Here is an 18,430-nt window from a genome sequence, read left to right as displayed (position 1 = left end):
CACCGATCGCGTTCAAGATTCCCCAGAACCGCGCGAGTTGACGCTTCCTTTACGGACGAGGGGCCCGCCGGAATACTCCGGCGGGCCCCTGCCCCGGTGTCGTCTATTTACCTGTGAACTTCTCGTACTCCTTGAGCACCTCGTCCGTGGGACCGTCCATCCGGAGTTCCCCGCGTTCCAGCCACAGGACCCGGTCACAGGTGTCACGGATCGACTTGTTGTTGTGGCTCACCAGGAACACGGTGCCCGCTTCCTTGCGCAGCTCCCGGATACGTTCCTCGGAGCGCTTCTGGAACTTGCGGTCGCCGGTGGCCAGCGCCTCGTCGATCATGAGGACGTCGTGGTCCTTGGCGGCGGCGATGGAGAAGCGCAGCCGGGCCGCCATGCCGGAGGAGTAGGTGCGCATGGGCAGCGTGATGAAGTCACCCTTCTCGTTGATACCCGAGAAGTCCACGATGTCCTGGTAGCGCTCCTTGATCTCCTCGCGGGACATGCCCATGGCCAGACCGCCGAGGATCACGTTGCGCTCGCCGGTGAGATCGTTCATCAGCGCCGCGTTCACCCCCAGCAGCGAGGGCTGGCCGTCGGTGTAGACCTTGCCGCGCTCGGCCGGGAGCAGCCCGGCGATGGCGCGCAGCAGGGTGGACTTGCCGGAACCGTTGGAGCCGATCAGACCGACGGCCTCGCCGCGGTAGGCGACGAAGGAGACGCCCTTGACGGCGTGCACCTTGCGCACACCGCGCGCCGAGTCGTCCTTGCCGCGCTTGACGATCCGGCTGAGTGCCGCGGTGGCGCTGCCCTTGCCGGTCTTGGCGCCGTTGACGCGGTAGACGATGTGCAGCTCGTCCGCGATCACGGTCGGGACACGGGCCGCGCCGGCGCGTGCGACGTCCTTGCCGGAGTTCTGCTCAGCCACGGCCATACCTTTCCTCCGCCTTCCAGAAGTACACGAAACCGCCGGCGAAGAAGACCACGGCCCACAGCACGGCGAAGGCCCAGACGTGCGGCGGGAGGTGCGAGGAACCGTAGCCGTCGATCAGCGCGAAGCGCATCAGGTCCATGTAGACGGCGGCCGGGTTGACCTGCATCAGCCGGATGACCCATTCGGGGCGGCCCTTGAGCACGCTGTCGATGGAGAACATCACGCCCGAGGCGTACATCCAGGTGCGCATGATGAACGGCATGAGCTGGGCGAGGTCGGGCGTCTTGGCGCCCATCCGGGCCACGATCAGCGACAGGCCCGTGTTGAACAGGAACTGGAGCGCCAGGACCGGGACGATCAGCAGCCAGGACATCGCCGGCAGGCTGCCGAAGACGACCACCAGGACGAACAGCACGATCATCGAGAACAGCAGCTGCTGGAGCTGCTGGAGCGCGAAGGAGACCGGCAGCGAGGCCCGCGGGAAGTGCAGCGCGCGGACCAGGCCGAGGTTGCCGGAGATGGCGCGCACCCCCGCCATGACCGAGTTCTGCGTGAAGGTGAACACGAACACGCCGGTGACCAGGAACGGCAGGTAGGTGTCGTGGGACAGGCCCCGGTTGGCCTTGAGGATCACGCCGAAGATGAAGTAGTACACGGCCGCGTTCAGCAGCGGCGTGGCCACCTGCCAGAGCTGGCCGAGTTTGGCCTGGCTGTACTGGGCGGTCAGCTTCGCCTGGGAGAAGGCGAGGATGAAGTGGCGCCTGCCCCACAGCTGGCGCACGTACTCCACGAGGCGGGGCCGGGCGCCGCTGACGGTCAGCCCGTACTTGGCGGCGAGGCGGTCCGCCGCAAGCCCGTCGTCGGGCGAGGGAGCCGCGTCGAGGGCGACGCCGCCGTCATGCGTTGTCTCACTCACAAGGAAATACTTTCGTCTTCGGGATGCGCGGCCTCGCGATGGGACGGGCAGGGCACGCGCATGGGCCGGGTGCGGCCGTGCCGCTCGGCTTCGAGCTTGTCAGATGACCGGCGGCCGGCCCAGCCGGGTGAGCCGCCACACCGTACGCCATCTCATGGGCCGGCGCGGCCCGCACGGAGTGGTCCAGCCCTCCCGGAACCCACCGAACCAGGCCTTCAGGGCCGGACGCGAGGGGCGCCGGGCCAGTGTGAGGAACATCCAGACGCCCAGGTAGACCGGGATCAGCGGGGCCGGGAGGTTGCGGCGGGCCAGCCAGACCCGGTTGCGGGCGACCATGCGGTGGTAGACCGCGTGCCGCGAGGGCGCGGTCGTGGGGTGGTACAGCACCATGTCGGCCCGGTAGTCGATCATCCAGCCCGCGTCCAGGGCCCGCCAGGCCAGGTCGGTCTCCTCATGGGCGTAGAAGAACTCGTCCGGCAGGCCGCCGACCTCGGCGAGGACCTGGGTGCGGACGGCGTTGGCGCCGCCGAGGAAGGTGGTGACCCGGGAGGAGCGCATCGGGTCGGAGGCCCGCAGCCGGGGCACGTGGCGGCGCTGGGTGACCCCGGTGTCGGGGTCGGCGATGCGGAAGCTGACGATGCCCAGCTTGTCGTCGTCCGCGAAGGCGCGGCGGCACAGCTCGGCGGTGTCCTGGCGGGCGAGCAGGCCGTCGTCGTCGAGGAAGAGCAGGATGTCGACGTCGGTGCCGCCGGGGCCGAAGGCCTCGATGCCCACGTTGCGTCCGCCGGGGATGCCGAGGTTCTCGGGCAGCTCGACGGTGCGGACACCCTCGGGGACGTCCGGGACGGGCGAGCCGTTGCCGACGACGACGACCTCGACCGGGTCGCCGTCCTGCTTGGCCACGGAGTCGAGCAGCGCGCGCAGCTCGTCGGGGCGGTTGCCCATGGTGATGACGACGGCCCCGACCTTCGCCGGCGTGGCCGCGCCGGTCACCGCAGCCTGCTGGAGACGAGGACCGACACCAGGTGCAGCAGGGTCTGGAGGACCGCGATGCCGGCCAGGACGGCGGTGCCGAGGCGGGTGAAGAACAGGTCGCCCCGTATCTGGTCGACGACGGCGAGGACCAGGATCAGCAGCGAGGCCTCCATGCCGAGGATCAGCCGGTGGAACTTGAGCGCGGCGGCGGCGCGGCGGGCCAGCGCCATCCCGGAGGAGCGCGGTTCGGCGGCGCTCTCCTTGACCGGGGGCAGCCCGCCCTGGTGCCGGGCCACGCCGACCAGGTCGGTCTCGGCCTTGATCAGGATCGCGCCGAGCGCGGCCAGGGTGCCCAGGAAGGCCCACAGCCAGTCGATGCGCCCGCTGCCGAACAGGTCGGCGGCGCGCAGGCCGAGGCCGACCAGGACGGCGGCGTCGGTCAGATAGGCGCCGACCCGGTCCAGGTAGACCCCGCCGAGCGAGAACTGCTGCTTCCAGCGGGCGACCTCGCCGTCGACGCAGTCCAGCAGCAGATAGAGCTGGACCGCGACGACTCCGAGCACCGCGCCCCAGATGCCCGGCACCAGCAGGGCCGGGGCGGCGAGCACCCCGCACACCGTCATCAGGTACGTGAGCTGGTTGGGTGTGACCTTGGTGTTCACCAGGTAGCGGTCGACCCGCAGGGACACCTCGCGCATGTAGAGGCGTCCCATCCAGTGCTCACCGCTGCGCCGGTCCTTGACCCCCGCGGGGTGCACGACCGGTCTGAGTTCAGCTACCGATGGCCTTGACATAGTCGGCGTAGGCGTCCTTGATCTGTTCGGTCTTGAGGTCGAGGTGTTCGAGGATCGTGTAGCGGCCGGGCCGGGTCTCCGGGGCGAACTCCACCGCGCGGACGAACTCGTCCACCGTGAAGCCGATGTCCTGCGGCAGCACCGGCAGGCCGTGCCGGCGCAGCACCTGGGCCATCAGCACCGCCTCCTCGTGCGCGCCGCGCAGGTGCATCGCGAAGGCCGCGCCCAGTCCGCACTGCTCGCCGTGGCTGGCGGCGCGCCGGGGGTACAGCAGGTCGAAGGCGTGGTTGATCTCGTGGCAGGAGCCGGAGGCGGGGCGCGAGTCGCCGGAGACGGCCATGGCGATGCCGGTGAGGACCAGGGCCTCGGCCAGCACCTGGAGGAAGCCGCTGTCCGCGATGCCGCCCGGGTGCCGCAGCACCGCCTCGCCCGCCTGCCGGGCCATGGCGGCGGCCAGGCCGTCGATCTTCTCGCCGTTCACGCGGTGGGCGAGCTCCCAGTCCGCGATCGCGTTGATGTTCGAGACGGCGTCGCCGATGCCCGAGCGGACGAAGCGGGCCGGGGCCGCGCGGATGACGTCCAGGTCGATGACGACGGCGATCGGGTTGGGCACGCCGTAGGAGCCGCGGCCCGCGTCGTTGTCCAGGGTGGCGACCGGGGAGCACAGGCCGTCGTGCGCGAGGTTGGTCGGCACGGCGACCAGCGGAAGGCCGACGCGCGCGGCGGCGAACTTGGCGCAGTCGATGATCTTGCCGCCGCCGAGGCCCACCACGGCGTCGTAGTGGCCGCTCTTCATCTCGCCGGCCAGCCGGATCGCGTCGTCCAGGCTGCCGCCGCCGACCTCGTACCAGGTGGCGCCGGGCAGGGTCGGGGCGATCCGCTCGCGCAGCCGGGCGCCGGAGCCGCCGCTGACGGCGACGGCGAGCCGCCCGGAGTGCGAGACGCGTTCGTCGGCGAGGACACCGGCCAGGTCGTCGAGGGCGCCGGGCCGGATGTCCACCGCGACCGGCGAGGGGATCAGCCGGGTCAGTAGCGGCACGCGATCTCCCGTCCCCGGGCGAGGTCGTCGTGGTTGTCGATCTCGACCCAGTCGACCTCGCCGATGGGCGCCACGTCGATCCGGAAGCCGCGGTCGACCAGCTCCTGGTAGCCGTCCTCGTAGTACAGCTGCGGGTCGCGCTCGAAGGTGGTCCTCAGCGCGTCGGCCAGGTCGGCGGCGGCCTCGCCCTCGATGAGGGTGACGCCGATGTACTCGCCGGTCGCCTCGGCCGGGTCCATCAGCTTGGTGATCCGGCGCACCCCGGTGGCCGGGTCGGCGACGACCTTCATCTCCTCGTCGGCCAGCGTCTTGACGGTGTCCAGGGCGAGGATGATCCGCTTGCCGTCGCCGCGGGCCGCGAGCAGGGTCTTCTCGACGGAGACGGGGTGGACGGTGTCGCCGTTGGCGAGGATCACGCCGTCCTTGAGGGCGTCACGGCCGCACCACAGGGAGTAGGCGTTGTTCCACTCCTCGGCCTTGTCGTTGTCGATGAGGGTGAGCTTGAGGCCGTACTTCTGCTCCAGGGCCGCCTTGCGCTCCTGGACGGCCTCCTTGCGGTAGCCGACGATGATCCCGGCCTCGGTCAGGCCGATCTCGGCGAAGTTGGCGAGGGTGAGATCGAGGACGGTGAGCCCGTCGGAGCCGTCCTCTATGCCCGCGGGCCCGACCGGCACCAGCGCCTTGGGCAGGGTGTCGGTGTAGGGGCGCAGACGCCGTCCGGCGCCGGCCGCCAGCACGAGGCCGATCATGCGGGTTCTCCTTCATCGTGTACGGCGGGCGCACCGTCCTTGTGGGCGGTGACCCAGAAGCGGATGCTCTCGGCGAGCACCACCACGGCGACGAGCACGGCGACGGCCGTGAGCGCGGCCTTGAACTGCGCGGCGGTGAGCAGCGCCGCCAGTACGGCGACGAGCAGGGTCCGCCCCTCCTGTCCCCCGACGGCGCGCACCAGGCTGCGCGGCGGCGCTCCGGCGTCGCCGCGGATGCGGTACACCGTGTCGTAGTGATGGTAGGCGACGGCCGCCACCAGCCCGAACGCCGCCGGAAGGGCTCCGCGCACATCGGCGCGGGCGGCCAGGGCCAGCACGGTGCCGTACTCGGCGGCGCGGAAGAACGGCGGGACCAGCCAGTCGAGGGCGCCCTTGAGGGGGCGGGCGACGGCGAGCGCCGAGGTGAGGACGTAGCAGAGCGCGCCGACGACCGGCCAGGGGCCGCCGAAGTCGGTGAGGGCCGCGGTGGCGACGACGGCGAGGCCGCCGGCCAGGGCCACGGCGGGCGCGGCGATGCCGGGCAGCCGGCGGGCGGGCCGGGCGAGCAGGCGGGCCAGGACCTCGGTGAGCGGGCCGCTGTCGGCGAGGTCGGCCAGCGCCTGCGCGGCGCGGTCGGTGCGGGTGGCCCGGCGGGTCACCGAGCGCAGCAGCCGGCCCGCGGTGGTGTACGTGGCGGCGAAGGCGCAGCCGATGAGCAGGACGTACAGGGTGATGCGGGGGGTGGTCACGGCGGTGAGCACCGCGATCATCGCCCAGCGCTCGCCGATGGGCAGCACGATCATCCGGCGCAGCCACACCGTCCAGCCGACGCTGTCGAGCCGGTCGGAGAGGGCGGCGGTGGGGCTGGTGTTGGCGGTGGCGTCGTGGTTCGCCTCGTTGAAGGAGAAGTCGACGACGTGCCGGCAGGTCTGGAGCACCATCGCGCCCAGGGCGAGCGCCCACACGTCGTCGCCGCCGCGGGCGGCGCCCAGGGCGAGCCCGGCGTAGTAGGCGTACTCCTTGGCCCGGTCGAAGGTGGCGTCGAGCCAGGCGCCGAGGGTGGAGTACTGGAGCGAGTAGCGGGCGAGCTGGCCGTCGGTGCAGTCCAGGACGAACGAGGCGATCAGGAGCACGCCGGCGGCGACGAAGCCGCCGCGGGTGCCGGTGGCGGCGCAGCCGGCCGCTATGAGCGCGGTGAGCAGCGAGGCGGTGGTGACCTGGTTGGGGGTCAGGCCTCGGCGGGCGCACCAGCGGGCGAGGTAGCGCGAGTACGGGCTGATGAAGAACGTGGTGAAGAAGCCGTCGCGGGCCTTGACGGCCGACTTGAGGCGGACGGCCTCGTCGTCGACGGCGGCGACGGCCTGCCGTGCCTCGTTGCGGGCCTGCGGGTCGGCGGGGACGACGGCGACGAGGCGGCCGAGTTCGGGGTGGTGCACGGCGGCGCCGTCGGCGTGCAGGGCGGTGACGGCGCGGTCGGCGACGCTGTCCACGGCGAGCGCGGTGCCGCCGCCTGGGGTGTCCTGCCGGGCCAGCGCGCGGGTCAGGGCCGGCCGGGCGGCGGGCTGAGCGGTGACGGCGCCGGGGACGGCGGCCAGCGGGAAGCGGGGGTCGGTCAGTCCCAGGCGCAGGGCGTGGGGGTGGCCGACGAAGCGGGCGTCGACGACGGCGACGCGTTCCCCGCCGGGCACCCGGGCGAGGAGGGTCTCGGCGTCACCGGCGTCGGCGGCGTGCCGCACGTCGAAGCCGAGGGACCGCAGATCGGCCTCGATCGACGATCCGGGGACCGGCTGACCGGTGAGGATGGCGGTCGACAACCGAACTCACTCCCTGGTGCCGGCGCGCGCCGGTCATGTGCATGGTGGAGGGGTGCCGCTCGCCACGGGGCGGCCGGGCGGCATGTCGGCAGAGGCTATCGGATGCCGGGAAGCCCGTGTTCACCGCCCGTTCACGGGCCGATCGACGTCATCTGCCGCAGCCTGCGCCGCGATCATCATGGGTGATCCGGGGGCCGGGTCACAAACTCCGCACCGGATCCGGGCGTTCACCCCGTCGCGTGAAGCGCGGGGCGGACGGCGGCGCGCGGGCCGCGCGCCGGGGCGCCGCCCCGCCGAAACGTTCTGACCTGCGGATCGTTTACGCAGGTCAGAGCACATGACAACGGTGTTCAGTGCCGCGTTGCCCCATACCCCCCACCCGTAGTTCACTGTGGTTCCTGGCGGATACCCGGGACGGAACACAGGAGGGTGGAGAGGCTATGGGGGCCGGTCACGACCACGGGCACACGCACGGCGCCGCCGGCACGGCGGCGGCCGCCCATCGCGGGACGCTGCGCGTCGCGCTGTGCATCACGCTCGCCGTCATGGTGGTGGAGATCGTCGGCGGAGTGCTCGCGGACTCGCTCGCCCTGGTGGCGGACGCGGCGCACATGGCCACGGACGCCCTGGGCCTGGGCATGGCGCTGCTCGCCATCCACTTCGCGAACCGGCCGGCGGGCGGCAACCGCACCTTCGGCTACGCCCGCGCCGAGATCCTCGCCGCGCTGGCCAACTGCCTGCTGCTGCTCGGCGTCGGCGGGTACGTCCTGTACGAGGCGGTGCAGCGGTTCATGACGCCCGCCGAGACGCACGGCGGGCTGATGATCGTGTTCGGTCTGATCGGCCTGGTGGCGAACTCGGTGTCGCTGACGCTGCTGATGCGGGGCCAGCAGGAGAGCCTGAACGTGCGGGGCGCCTTCCTGGAGGTGGCCGCGGACGCGCTCGGCTCGCTGGCCGTCATGATCTCGGCCGCGGTCATCCTGCTCACCGGCTGGCAGGCCGCCGACCCGATCGCCTCGCTCGCCATCGGCCTGCTGATCGTGCCGCGCACGGTCAAGCTGCTGCGCGAGACCCTGGACGTCCTGCTGGAGGCCGCCCCGAAGAACGTGGACATGGACGAGGTCCGCGCGCACATCCTGGCCCTGGACGGCGTCGAGGACGTCCACGATCTGCACGCCTGGACGATCACCTCCGGCCTTCCGGTACTGTCCGCGCACGTGGTGGTCAGTTCCGAGGTGCTGAGCGCCATCGGTCACGAAAAGCTGTTGCACGAGTTGCAGGGCTGCCTCGGCCACCACTTCGACGTGGAGCACTGCACCTTCCAGCTGGAGCCCGGCGGGCACGCCGAGCACGAGGCGCGCCTGTGCCACTGAGCGCCGTTGGGGGCGCCGGTCCGCCGGGGGATCCGGACGGTTCCGCCGGTGTCCGGCAGGGCACGATCAGTAACCGGGCCCCTGTGCGCTGACGTCCCCGTCCGGCCGTGTCCACGGCCGGACGCGGGACATGCGGGTACGCCGGGAAGTGCCGGGAGTGCCGGTTTCGTGCGGCAGACTTGGGGCTCGAGGACCGATGCGAAGGATGGGTATGCCGATCACACCTGCCACCGCGACGCACAGCTCGTCGAACGGCACCGCGGACGCGATCTTGCTGGAACTCGTCGACGAGGACGGCGCGACGATCGGCACCGCGGAGAAGCTCGCCGCGCACCAGCCGCCGGGGCAGCTGCACCGCGCCTTCTCCGTGTTCCTCTTCGACGAGCAGGGCCGGCTGCTGCTCCAGCAGCGGGCGCTGGGCAAGTACCACTCCCCCGGCGTGTGGTCCAACACCTGCTGCGGCCATCCGTACCCCGGCGAGTCGCCGTTCGCGGCGGCGGCCCGGCGGACCTACGAGGAGCTGGGGGTCTCCCCGACGCTGCTCGCGGAGGCGGGCACCGTCCGCTACAACCACCCGGACCCCGCGTCGGGCCTGGTGGAGCAGGAGTTCAACCATCTGTTCGTCGGCCTGGTGCAGTCGGCGCTGCGGCCCGATCCGGAGGAGGTCGGCGCGACCGCGTTCGTCTCCCCGGCGGAGCTGGCCGAGCGGCACGCGCGCGACCCGTTCTCCGCGTGGTTCATGACGGTGCTGGACGCGGCCCGTCCGGCGGTCCGGGAGCTGACCGGCCCCGCGGGCTGGTGAGGCCGTAGGGCCGACCCGCTGCGGCTACGGCGCGAGGGTGAGCGGCAGGGCGGCCCAGATCACCTTGCCGCCGCCCGCCGTGTGCTGGACGTCGCAGACCCCGCCCGCCTCCCGGGCGATCTCGCGCACCAGCAGCAGCCCGCGTCCGCCGGTGCGGCCGTGGTCGGTCTCCAGCGCGGTCGGCCGGTAGGGGTGGTCGTCCTCCACGGAGATCCGCAGCCACTCGGCGCCGACGGCCACCTCGACGGCGAGCACCGGCGACACCACCGCCGCGTGCCGCACCGCGTTCGTGACCAGCTCGGACACGATCAGCAGCAGTCCGTGCACCAGGTCGTCGGAGACCGGCACCCGCTGGCGCAGCAGCAGATCGCGCACGGCGTGCCGGGCCTGCGGGACGGAGGCGTCGACGGCGGGCGCGGTGAAGCGCCAGACGCCCTCGTACGGCAGCGGATGCGGCGGTGTTCCGGTCGGCGGGGCTCCCGTGCCGCCTGCCGGGCGCGGTCCGTTCCCGCGCCCCTGGTCGTCCATCGTCCGGTCGCCGCCCTCGCGCTCGATTGTCACCACACGTCGAGTGTTGGTAACGCGGCGCTCATCCCCAAGGACTGACGCAAGTCGGCCGGTATCCGGCGCGTCCCGATCGTTCCTGGCTGTTCCGGCCCCTCAGAGAAACGGTTCTGCTCAGTCGGTGCCGCGTTTGCGAACTCTTCGGGTTGTACGGATCGTACGGGCGCCGCCGCCCGGGGAGCGCGGTCGTACCCGTCCCGTTCGCACACCTGGTCGCCCCGATAGCATCCGGGCCATGGAGCCGCAGCTGCTGCACGACGTCACCGACGCGGTCGCCACCGTCGTCGTCCGCCACCCGGCCAAGCGCAACGCCATGACGGCCGCGATGTGGCGCGCGCTGCCACCGCTCCTGGACCGCCTGGCCGCCGATCCGGGCGTACGGGTCCTGGTGCTGACCGGCGCGGACGGGACGTTCTGCGCCGGGGCGGACATCTCCACGCTCCGGCGCTCGCCCGAGGAGGCGCAGACGCTGGCGGTGGCGGCCGAGGAGGCGCTCGCCGCCTTCCCCAAGCCGACCCTGGCGGCGGTGCGCGGACACTGCGTCGGCGGCGGCGCCCAGCTCGCGGCCGCCTGCGACCTGCGGTTCGCCGAGGAGGGCGCGCTGTTCGGGGTGACCCCGGCGAAGCTCGGCATCGTCTATCCCGCCTCCGCGACCCGGCGGCTGGTGTCCCTGGTGGGCCCGGCCACCACCAAGTACCTGCTCTTCTCCGGCGAGCTGATCGACGCGTGGCGGGCGCTGCGCACCGGTCTCGTCGACGAGGTGCTGCCCGAGGGCGGGCTCGGCAAGCGGGTCGCGGAGTTCACCGGCGTGCTGGCCGCGCGCTCGCAGCTGACGCAGGCCGCGGCCAAGGAGTTCGCGGACGGCCGCACCGGCCGGGAGGCCCACTGGAGCGCCGAGGCACGCGGCAGCGGCGACACCGCCGAAGGGGTCGCCGCCTTCCTGGAGCGCAGGGCACCGCGCTTCACCTGGAGCGCCGGGTAGGGCTCCGGGTCAGCGCGCGCGTCCGGCGCCGCGAAGCTCCGCCACCAGGTGGGCGGGCGCCTTCTGCGGGGATCCGGCGTCGTAGGGCGGCTGGGGGTCGTACTCGATCAGGAGCTGGACGGCCTGTGCCCGCTCGTCGCCCGCGATCCGGCCGAGCAGGGTCAGGCCCATGTCGATGCCGGCCGAGACACCGGCGGCGGTGACGTACTTGCCGTCGGTCACCACCCGCTCGCCGGTGGGCTCGGCACCGAGGGTCCCGAGGTGGTCGAGGGCCAGCCAGTGCGAGGTGGCGCGCCGGCCGCGCAGCAGCCCGGCGGCGCCCAGCAGCAGGGAGCCGGTGCAGACCGAGGTGGTCCAGGTGGTGGTCGCGTCGGCGGCGCGCAGCCAGTCCAGGAGCACCGGGTTGTCCATCTGGGTCCGCTGCCCGGGGCCGCCCGGCACGACCACGACGTCGGGGGACGGTACGTCGGCCAGGGTGCGGTCGGCGCTCAGGGCGAGGTTGTCGGTGTCGGCGCGCACGGGCCCGGTCCGCTCGGCGACGAAGACGGTGTCCGCCCCGGGCAGCCGGCCCAGCGTCTCGTAGGGGCCCACGGCGTCCAGGGCGGTGAAGTGGTCGTAGAGGACGATGGCGATCTGCATGGTGTTCCCTCCGGTGGGGGGCGTGTGGTGTGCGCGGGGCGGTCAGGCGGTGGGGGCGGGGCGGAAGCGGCGGCGGTACTCCGCCGGGGCGGCGCCCAGGGTGCGGACGAAGGCGCGCCGCATGGCCTCGGGCGTGCCGTAGCCGCTGGCCCGGGAGATCTCCTCGACGCCGTCGGCGGTGTCCTCCAGCAGCCGCCGGGCGTGTTCGAGCCGGACCCGGTCGACGTACCGGCCGGGCGTCATGCCCGTCTCGGCGCGGAAGGCACGGGCGAAGTGGCGCGGCGAGAGGGCCGCGCGGGCGGCCAGCGCGTCCACGCCCAGGTCGCCGTCCGGGTGCTCGGTGATCCACTGCTGGAGGTCCCGGAGCGGGTCGCGGTGCGCCGTCTGGGCGGTGAGCTGGGCGCTGAACTGGGCCTGGTTGCCCGGCCTGCGCAGGAACACCACCAGATGGCGGGCGACGCGGAGCGCGGTGTCCCGGCCCAGATCCTCCTCGACGAGCGCGAGCGCCAGGTCGATCCCCGCGGTGACCCCGGCCGAGGTCGACACCGTGCCGTCCCGTACGAAGATCGGATCGGCCTCGACCCGCACGGCCGGGTGGTCGCGGGCCAGGGTGGCGCAGTACGCCCAGTGGGTGGTGCACCGGCGGCCGTCCAGCAGGCCCGCTCGGGCCAGCAGGATCGCGCCGGTGCACACCGAGACCAGCCGGGCCGCGCGCGGCCCCTGTCCGCGCACCCAGTCGACCAGGCGCGGATCGGGCCTGCGGGTGCCCTCGCCGCCGGGCAGGACCAGGGTGTGCGGAGCGGGCGCCTCTTCGAGCGAGGAGTCCGGTACGACGTTCAGACCGCTGGAGGTACGGACGGGTGCGCCGTCCAGGGAGGCCGTGCGGACGCGGTAGCTGCCGGGGGCGTGCTTCTCGGCACCGGCGAAGACCTCCAGGGGGCCGGTGACGTCCAGGCTCTGCACGCCGTCGAAGAGGACGAAGAGAACGGTTCGCTGCGCCATGGTCCCGATTCTCGGCGGCCCCGCCGACGGCCGCAACGACGGATTTCCCACCTTTCCTGCCATGCGCCCGGCGGACGCCCGGCGGGGCGCGCGCAGCGCGTGCGGCGCGGTCCGGGCGCGCGACGCGCCCCGCCGGACACCGCCCTGTCCCCCGCTTGTCGGTGCCGCCTGCCACAATTGCCGCGCAACCCGAAGTGGAGAAGGCGGTACGGGAACGTGACGACACCCCTCACAGGGTCCATCGAAGGCAGGATCGCCGAGGAACTCGGCGTACGGGAGCGGCAGGTCAAGGCCGCCGTGGAGCTGCTCGACGGCGGTTCGACGGTGCCCTTCATCGCCCGCTACCGCAAGGAGGCCACCGAGACGCTCGACGACGCGCAGCTGCGCACGATCGAGGAGCGGCTGCGCTATCTGCGGGAGCTGGAGGACCGGCGGGCCGCGATCCTGGAGTCGGTGCGCGAGCAGGGCAGGCTCACCGACGAGCTGGAGGCGCGGATCCGCGGCGCCGAGACCAAGGCGCGGCTGGAGGACATCTACCTGCCGTTCAAGCCGAAGCGGCGCACCAAGGCGCAGATCGCGCGCGAGGCGGGCCTCGAACCGCTGGCGGACGGCCTGCTCGGCGACCCGGGTGTCGAACCGTCGGCTGCGGCGGCGGCGTTCGTGGACGCGGACAAGGGCGTCGCCGATCCGCAGGCCGCCCTGGACGGGGCCCGCGCGATCCTCACCGAGCGGTTCTCCGAGGACGCCGACCTGATCGGCGAGCTGCGCGAGCGCATGTGGACGCGCGGGCGGCTGGCCGCGAAGGTGCGCGAGGGCAAGGAGGAGGCGGGCGCGAAGTTCGCCGACTACTTCGACTTCGCCGAGCCGTTCACCGACCTGCCCTCGCACCGGATCCTCGCGATGCTGCGCGGCGAGAAGGAGGAGGTCCTCGACCTCGTCCTGGAGCCCGAGGAGGCCACCGAGGGACCGTCCTCGTACGAGGGGACGGTGGCGCACCGCTTCGGCATCGCCGACCGCGGGCGGCCCGCCGACGAGTGGCTGAAGGACACGGTCCGCTGGGCCTGGCGCACCCGGATCCTCGTCCATCTCGGCATCGACCTGCGGCTGCGGCTGCGCACGGCCGCCGAGGACGAGGCGGTGGACGTGTTCGCGGCCAACCTGCGCGACCTGCTGCTGGCCGCCCCGGCCGGCACCCGCACCACGCTCGGCCTGGACCCGGGCTTCCGTACGGGCGTGAAGGTCGCCGTGGTCGACGCGACCGGCAAGGCCGTCGCCACGGACGTGATCCACCCGCACGTCCCGGCCAACAAGTGGGACCAGTCCATCGCCACGCTGGCGCGGCTGGCCAGGGAGCACGCGGTCGAGCTGGTCGCCATCGGGAACGGCACGGCCTCGCGGGAGACCGACAAGCTCGCCGCCGACCTGATCAGCAGGCACCCGGAGCTGAACCTCACCAAGGTGATGGTGTCGGAGGCGGGCGCCTCGGTGTACTCGGCCTCCGCCTATGCCTCGCAGGAGCTGCCCGGCATGGACGTGTCGCTGCGCGGCGCGGTGTCCATCGCGCGCCGCCTCCAGGACCCGCTGGCCGAGCTGGTGAAGATCGACCCGAAGTCGATCGGCGTCGGCCAGTACCAGCACGACCTGTCCGAGGTGAAGCTGTCCCGCTCCCTGGACGCGGTGGTCGAGGACTGTGTGAACGGCGTGGGCGTGGACGTCAACACGGCGTCCGTGCCGCTGCTCGCGCGGGTCTCCGGCATCACCTCGGGCCTCGCCGAGAACATCGTGTCGCACCGCGACGCCAACGGCCCCTTCACCTCGCGCGCCCAGCTGAAGAAGGTCTCCCGGCTCGGCCCCAAGGCGTACGAGCAGTGCGCGGGCTTCCTGCGGATCCGCGGCGGCGACGACCCGCTGGACGCCTCCAGCGTCCACCCGGAGGCGTATCCGGTGGTGCGCCGCATGGTGAAGACGGCGGGCCAGGAGGTGGCCTCCCTCGTGGGCAACACGGGCGTGCTGCGCGCGCTGCGCCCGGCCGACTTCGTCGACGACACCTTCGGTCTGCCCACGGTCTCCGACATCCTCAAGGAGCTGGAGAAGCCGGGGCGCGACCCGCGGCCCGCCTTCCGGACGGCCACCTTCAAGGAGGGCGTGGAGAAGATCTCCGACCTGTCCTCCGGGATGGTGCTGGAGGGCGTGGTGACGAATGTGGCGGCCTTCGGCGCGTTCGTGGACGTCGGCGTCCACCAGGACGGCCTGGTGCATGTCTCCGCGATGTCGAGGACGTTCGTCAAGGACCCGCGGGACGTGGTCAAGCCCGGTGACATCGTCAAGGTGAAGGTCCTGGACGTCGACATCCCGCGCAAGCGGATCTCGCTGACGCTGCGCCTGGACGACACGGCGGCTCCGCAGGAGCGGCAGCAGGGCCAGGGCGGCGGCGGTGAGGCGCGCAGGCAGCGCGGCGGGCGGCCGCCGCAGCAGCGGCAGGGCCAGGGCCAGGGGCGCGGCGGCGGTGGGGGCGGCGGCGGTGCGCGTCAGACGCCGCCGGCCAACAGCGCCATGGCGGACGCGCTGCGCCGCGCGGGTCTGCTGAACGGCGGGGACAAGGGCCGCCGCTGACGCACCGCGGGCCCGGACCGTGCCGCCGTGCGGCGGCGCGGTCCGGGCCCGGTGGTCCTGCGGCCCCCGAAAAGGCCCCGGCGCGGCCGGCCGTCCACCGTCCGGTGCGTGTCACTGCCTGGGACACGCGGACGGGACGGGCCGGGTGCGACGGGGCCGGGGAGACCCGGCGGCGCTGCGGGACGTCAGCGCGGGCCCTGGCCGGGGGGCAGCGCGGAGTGCGCGCGGGGACCGGCGCCGCGTCCGGCGGGGCCGGGCTCGAAGGCGCCCGACGGCTGGCCCGTCCGCATCACCTGGTCGAGCTCCCTCCGTATGCTCGTCGCCGCGTCACGGACCCGGGCGGGCACGTCCCCGCGTTCGGCGACGAGTTGGTGGTAGATGGGCGCGTCCTGGAACATGGACAACCATGCCTTTCGGTCTGCGGTGCGGTCTCTGTGCGCTGGACAACGGTTGCCGAGTGTAAAGCCCCGTGGGTACGGCCCCGGTGGGCGCCTCCCGGGTCCGCCGCCGTGCCCGGCCCTCAGAACGCGCCCGGGTACTCGCTCACCTTGCCGTCCACGACCTCCAGGCGGCGGGTGGTGCGGACGGCCCGCAGCATGCGCCGGTCGTGGGTCACCAGCAGGAGAGTGCCCTCGTAGGCGTCCAGGGCGGACTCCAGCTGCTCGATGGCGGGCAGGTCCAGGTGGTTGGTCGGCTCGTCCAGGACGAGCAGATTGACGCCCCTGCCCTGGAGGAGGGCGAGCGCGGCCCTGGTGCGCTCGCCCGGCGAGAGCGTCGCGGCGGAGCGCAGCACGTGGTCCGCCTTCAGGCCGAACTTGGCGAGCAGGGTGCGCACGTCGGCGGGCTCGGTGTCCGGGACGGCCGCGCGAAAGGCGTCCAGCAGCGATTCGGAACCGTGGAACAGGTGCCGGGCCTGGTCGACCTCGCCGACCAGGACGCCGGAGCCGAGGGCCGCGTGCCCCGCGTCCAGCGGAAGGCGGCCCAGCAGCGCGGCCAGCAGGGTCGACTTGCCCGCGCCGTTGGCCCCGGTGACCGCCACCCGGTCCGCCCAGTCGATCTGGAGGGAGACGGGACCGAGCACGAAGGAGCCGCGCCGCACCTCCGCGTCGCGCAGGGTCGCGACGACCGCGCCCGAGCGGGGGGCCGCCGCGATCTCCATGTGCAGCTCCCACTCCTTGCGGGGCTCCTCCACGGTCTCCAGGCGTTCGATCATGCGCTGGGTCTGGCGGGCCTTGGCGGCCTGCTTCTCGCTGGCCTCGCTGCGGAACTTGCGGCCGATCTTGTCGTTGTCGCTTCCCGCCTTGCGCCGGGCGTTCTTCACGCCCTTGTCCATCCAGGCCCGCTGCGTCTGCGCGCGCTCCTGGAGGGCCGCCTTCTTGTCGGCGTACTCCTCGTAGTCGTCGCGGGCGTGCCGGCGGGCGACCTCGCGCTCCTCCAGATAGGCCGCGTAGCCGCCGCCGTAGAGGTTGATCTGCCGCTGGGCGAGGTCGAGTTCGAGGACCTTGGTGACGGTGCGGGTGAGGAACTCGCGGTCGTGGCTGACGACGACCGTGCCCGCGCGCAGACCGGTGACGAAGCGTTCGAGCCGGTCCAGGCCGTCCAGGTCCAGGTCGTTGGTCGGTTCGTCGAGCAGGAAGACGTCGTAGCGGGAGAGCAGCAGGGAAGCGAGCCCGGCGCGGGCCGCCTGGCCGCCCGACAGGGATGTCATGGCCTGGTCCAGGTCGACGGCGAGACCGAGCGAGCCGGTGGTCTCCTCGGCGCGCTCGTCGAGGTCGGCGCCGCCGAGGCCGAGCCAGCGGTCCAGAGCGGCGGCGTAGGCGTCGTCCGCGCCCGGGGCACCGTCGACGAGCGCCTGGGTGGCCTCGTCCATGGCGCGCTGGGCGGCGGCGACCCCGGTGCGGCGGCCCAGGAACTCCCGTACGGTCTCGCCGGGGCGGCGTTCGGGCTCCTGGGGCAGGTGGCCGACGGTCGCGGTCGGCGGGGAGAGCGCGAGGTCGCCCTGCTCGGGCGCGGCCAGTCCGGCGAGGATCCGCAGCAGCGTGGACTTGCCCGCGCCGTTGGCGCCGACGAGACCGATCACGTCCGAGGGGGCGACGACGAGGTCGAGCCCGGTGAACAGCGCGCGGTCGCCGTGTCCGGCGGCAAGGTTCTTGGCGACGAGGGTGGCAGTCATCAGAGGGCCGATCTTAGGGCCTGGCGGTGCCCGGCCCGCAGCCCGGTGCGGGCCGGGCACGGGATCCGGCCGGGCGCGCCCAGGCGCCTTCGGCTACGGTCCCGGGATGAACGGTGAACTGAGCGGCGATGTGGTGGTGGTCGGCGGCGGGGTCATAGGACTGACCACCGCCGTGGTGCTGGCCGAGAGCGGCAGGCGGGTGCGGGTGTGGACGCGCGAGCCCGCCGAGCAAACGACCTCGGCGGTGGCCGGCGGCCTGTGGTGGCCGTACCGGATCGAGCCGGAGGCGCTCGTCGGGGAGTGGGCGCTGCACACCCTGGACAGGTACACGGAGCTGGCCGCGCGCCCCGAGGAGACCGGCGTGCGGATGGTCGAGGGCGTGCACGGCGGGACCCGGCTGGACGGGCTCGGGCCGTGGGCGGCGCGGGTGCCGGGGCTGCGCCCGGCGCGCGCCGGGGAGTACGCGGGTACGGCGCTGTGGGCGCGGCTGCCGGTGGTCGACATGTCGGTTCATCTGCCGTGGCTGCGGGAGCGGCTGCGCGCGGCGGGCGGGGTGCTCCAGGAGCGGGCGGTGCCGGATCTGGCCGCCGTGGACGCCCCGGTGGTGGTGAACTGCACCGGGCTCGGGGCGCGCGATCTCGTTCCCGATCCGGAGGTGCATCCGGTGCGCGGGCAGCTGGTGGTCGTGGAGAACCCGGGGGTCACGACCTGGCTGACCGCCGTCGACGACGTCTCGGCGGAGTCGGTCTACTACATCCCGCAGCCGGGCGGTCTCCTGCTCGGCGGGACGGCCGAGGAGGACGACTGGTCGACGGAGCCGGATCCGGCGGTGGCCGAGCGGATCGTCGCCCGGTGCGCGGTCCTGCGGCCGGAGATCGCCGGTGCGCGGGTGCTGGCACACCGGGTCGGTCTGCGCCCGGCGCGGCGCACCGGCGTACGCCTGGAGCGCGAGACCCTGCCGGACGGCCGGACCCTGGTGCACAACTACGGCCACGGCGGCGCGGGAGTGACCGTGGCCTGGGGCTGCGCGCGGCGCGCCGCCGGCCTCGCGGTCCCGGCCCCTTCGAACTGAC

At 73.3% G+C, this 18,430-nt stretch carries 17 protein-coding genes; 5 read left to right on the top strand and 12 right to left on the bottom strand.

Features of this window, described 5'->3' with window-relative positions:
- Window positions 1-103 precede the first annotated feature (103 nt).
- From ACWDYF_RS01775 to ACWDYF_RS01745, 7 genes are all read right to left on the bottom strand, one after another.
- Complete coding sequence (locus ACWDYF_RS01775) at window positions 104-922, bottom strand: ABC transporter ATP-binding protein (RefSeq protein WP_389463357.1); 819 nt, start codon at window positions 920-922, stop codon at window positions 104-106.
- Window positions 909-1,838: an ABC transporter permease gene (locus ACWDYF_RS01770; protein WP_018568726.1), complete on the bottom strand. Its 930-nt coding sequence runs from the start codon at window positions 1,836-1,838 to the stop codon at window positions 909-911. The genes ACWDYF_RS01775 and ACWDYF_RS01770 overlap by 14 nt, the downstream gene beginning before the upstream one ends.
- Window positions 1,839-1,937: 99 nt before the next feature.
- Window positions 1,938-2,783 carry a glycosyltransferase family 2 protein gene (locus ACWDYF_RS01765; RefSeq protein WP_037873819.1) on the bottom strand — a complete coding sequence of 282 codons (846 nt, stop codon included), beginning with the start codon at window positions 2,781-2,783 and terminating at the stop codon, window positions 1,938-1,940.
- A 44-nt stretch (window positions 2,784-2,827) separates the two neighbouring features.
- A complete protein-coding gene (locus tag ACWDYF_RS01760; protein ID WP_199785537.1) occupies window positions 2,828-3,607 on the bottom strand; it encodes a CDP-alcohol phosphatidyltransferase family protein in 780 nt (259 codons plus the stop codon).
- Window positions 3,585-4,646, bottom strand: coding sequence for an iron-containing alcohol dehydrogenase family protein (locus tag ACWDYF_RS01755; protein ID WP_018568723.1), 1,062 nt, complete (start codon window positions 4,644-4,646; stop codon window positions 3,585-3,587). Before ACWDYF_RS01755 ends, ACWDYF_RS01760 begins: the two co-directional genes overlap by 23 nt.
- Complete coding sequence (locus ACWDYF_RS01750) at window positions 4,634-5,395, bottom strand: phosphocholine cytidylyltransferase family protein (protein ID WP_381739273.1); 762 nt, start codon at window positions 5,393-5,395, stop codon at window positions 4,634-4,636. The genes ACWDYF_RS01755 and ACWDYF_RS01750 overlap by 13 nt, the downstream gene beginning before the upstream one ends.
- Complete coding sequence (locus ACWDYF_RS01745) at window positions 5,392-7,209, bottom strand: DUF5941 domain-containing protein (protein WP_381739275.1); 1,818 nt, start codon at window positions 7,207-7,209, stop codon at window positions 5,392-5,394. Before ACWDYF_RS01745 ends, ACWDYF_RS01750 begins: the two co-directional genes overlap by 4 nt.
- A 440-nt stretch (window positions 7,210-7,649) precedes the next feature.
- Between ACWDYF_RS01745 and ACWDYF_RS01740 the strand changes: the two genes are divergently transcribed.
- Together ACWDYF_RS01740 and idi are read left to right on the top strand one after the other, a co-directional pair.
- Window positions 7,650-8,582, top strand: coding sequence for a cation diffusion facilitator family transporter (locus ACWDYF_RS01740; RefSeq protein WP_381739277.1), 933 nt, complete (start codon window positions 7,650-7,652; stop codon window positions 8,580-8,582).
- Between the two features lie 211 nt (window positions 8,583-8,793).
- Window positions 8,794-9,384, top strand: coding sequence for an isopentenyl-diphosphate Delta-isomerase (idi, locus tag ACWDYF_RS01735; RefSeq protein WP_381739279.1), 591 nt, complete (start codon window positions 8,794-8,796; stop codon window positions 9,382-9,384).
- Between the two features lie 24 nt (window positions 9,385-9,408).
- Here the strand turns inward: idi and ACWDYF_RS01730 are convergent, their stop codons facing one another.
- A complete protein-coding gene (locus ACWDYF_RS01730) occupies window positions 9,409-9,912 on the bottom strand; it encodes an ATP-binding protein (protein ID WP_051115896.1) in 504 nt (167 codons plus the stop codon).
- Between the two features lie 271 nt (window positions 9,913-10,183).
- Between ACWDYF_RS01730 and ACWDYF_RS01725 the strand changes: the two genes are divergently transcribed.
- Entirely contained in the window at window positions 10,184-10,930 is a 747-nt protein-coding gene (locus ACWDYF_RS01725; RefSeq protein ID WP_389463348.1) for an enoyl-CoA hydratase/isomerase family protein, read from the top strand.
- A gap of 9 nt (window positions 10,931-10,939) precedes the next feature.
- On the opposite strand, the gene ACWDYF_RS01720 is transcribed toward ACWDYF_RS01725, so the two are convergent.
- Both ACWDYF_RS01720 and ACWDYF_RS01715 read right to left on the bottom strand, forming a co-directional pair.
- A complete protein-coding gene (locus tag ACWDYF_RS01720) occupies window positions 10,940-11,569 on the bottom strand; it encodes a DJ-1/PfpI family protein (RefSeq protein WP_381739281.1) in 630 nt (209 codons plus the stop codon).
- A 42-nt stretch (window positions 11,570-11,611) separates the two neighbouring features.
- Complete coding sequence (locus tag ACWDYF_RS01715) at window positions 11,612-12,571, bottom strand: GlxA family transcriptional regulator (protein WP_381739283.1); 960 nt, start codon at window positions 12,569-12,571, stop codon at window positions 11,612-11,614.
- Between the two features lie 216 nt (window positions 12,572-12,787).
- Between ACWDYF_RS01715 and ACWDYF_RS01710 the strand changes: the two genes are divergently transcribed.
- Entirely contained in the window at window positions 12,788-15,184 is a 2,397-nt protein-coding gene (locus tag ACWDYF_RS01710; protein WP_389463343.1) for a Tex family protein, read from the top strand.
- Between the two features lie 185 nt (window positions 15,185-15,369).
- Here ACWDYF_RS01710 and ACWDYF_RS01705 read toward each other — a convergent pair whose 3' ends face one another.
- Both ACWDYF_RS01705 and ACWDYF_RS01700 read right to left on the bottom strand, forming a co-directional pair.
- Entirely contained in the window at window positions 15,370-15,582 is a 213-nt protein-coding gene (locus ACWDYF_RS01705; RefSeq protein ID WP_018568713.1) for a hypothetical protein, read from the bottom strand.
- Between the two features lie 122 nt (window positions 15,583-15,704).
- Window positions 15,705-17,357, bottom strand: a complete 1,653-nt coding sequence (locus ACWDYF_RS01700; protein WP_389463339.1) for an ABC-F family ATP-binding cassette domain-containing protein — start codon at window positions 17,355-17,357, stop codon at window positions 15,705-15,707.
- 106 nt (window positions 17,358-17,463) lie between these two features.
- Here ACWDYF_RS01700 and ACWDYF_RS01695 point away from each other — a divergent pair, with 106 nt between their 5' ends.
- On the top strand, window positions 17,464-18,429 hold the full coding sequence (locus ACWDYF_RS01695; RefSeq protein ID WP_389463337.1) for an NAD(P)/FAD-dependent oxidoreductase: 966 nt from the start codon (window positions 17,464-17,466) through the stop codon (window positions 18,427-18,429).
- Window position 18,430 lies beyond the last annotated feature (1 nt).

This window comes from Streptomyces sp. NPDC003284 (assembly GCF_053589675.1).
This window is presented reverse-complemented; position numbering and strand designations above follow the sequence as displayed.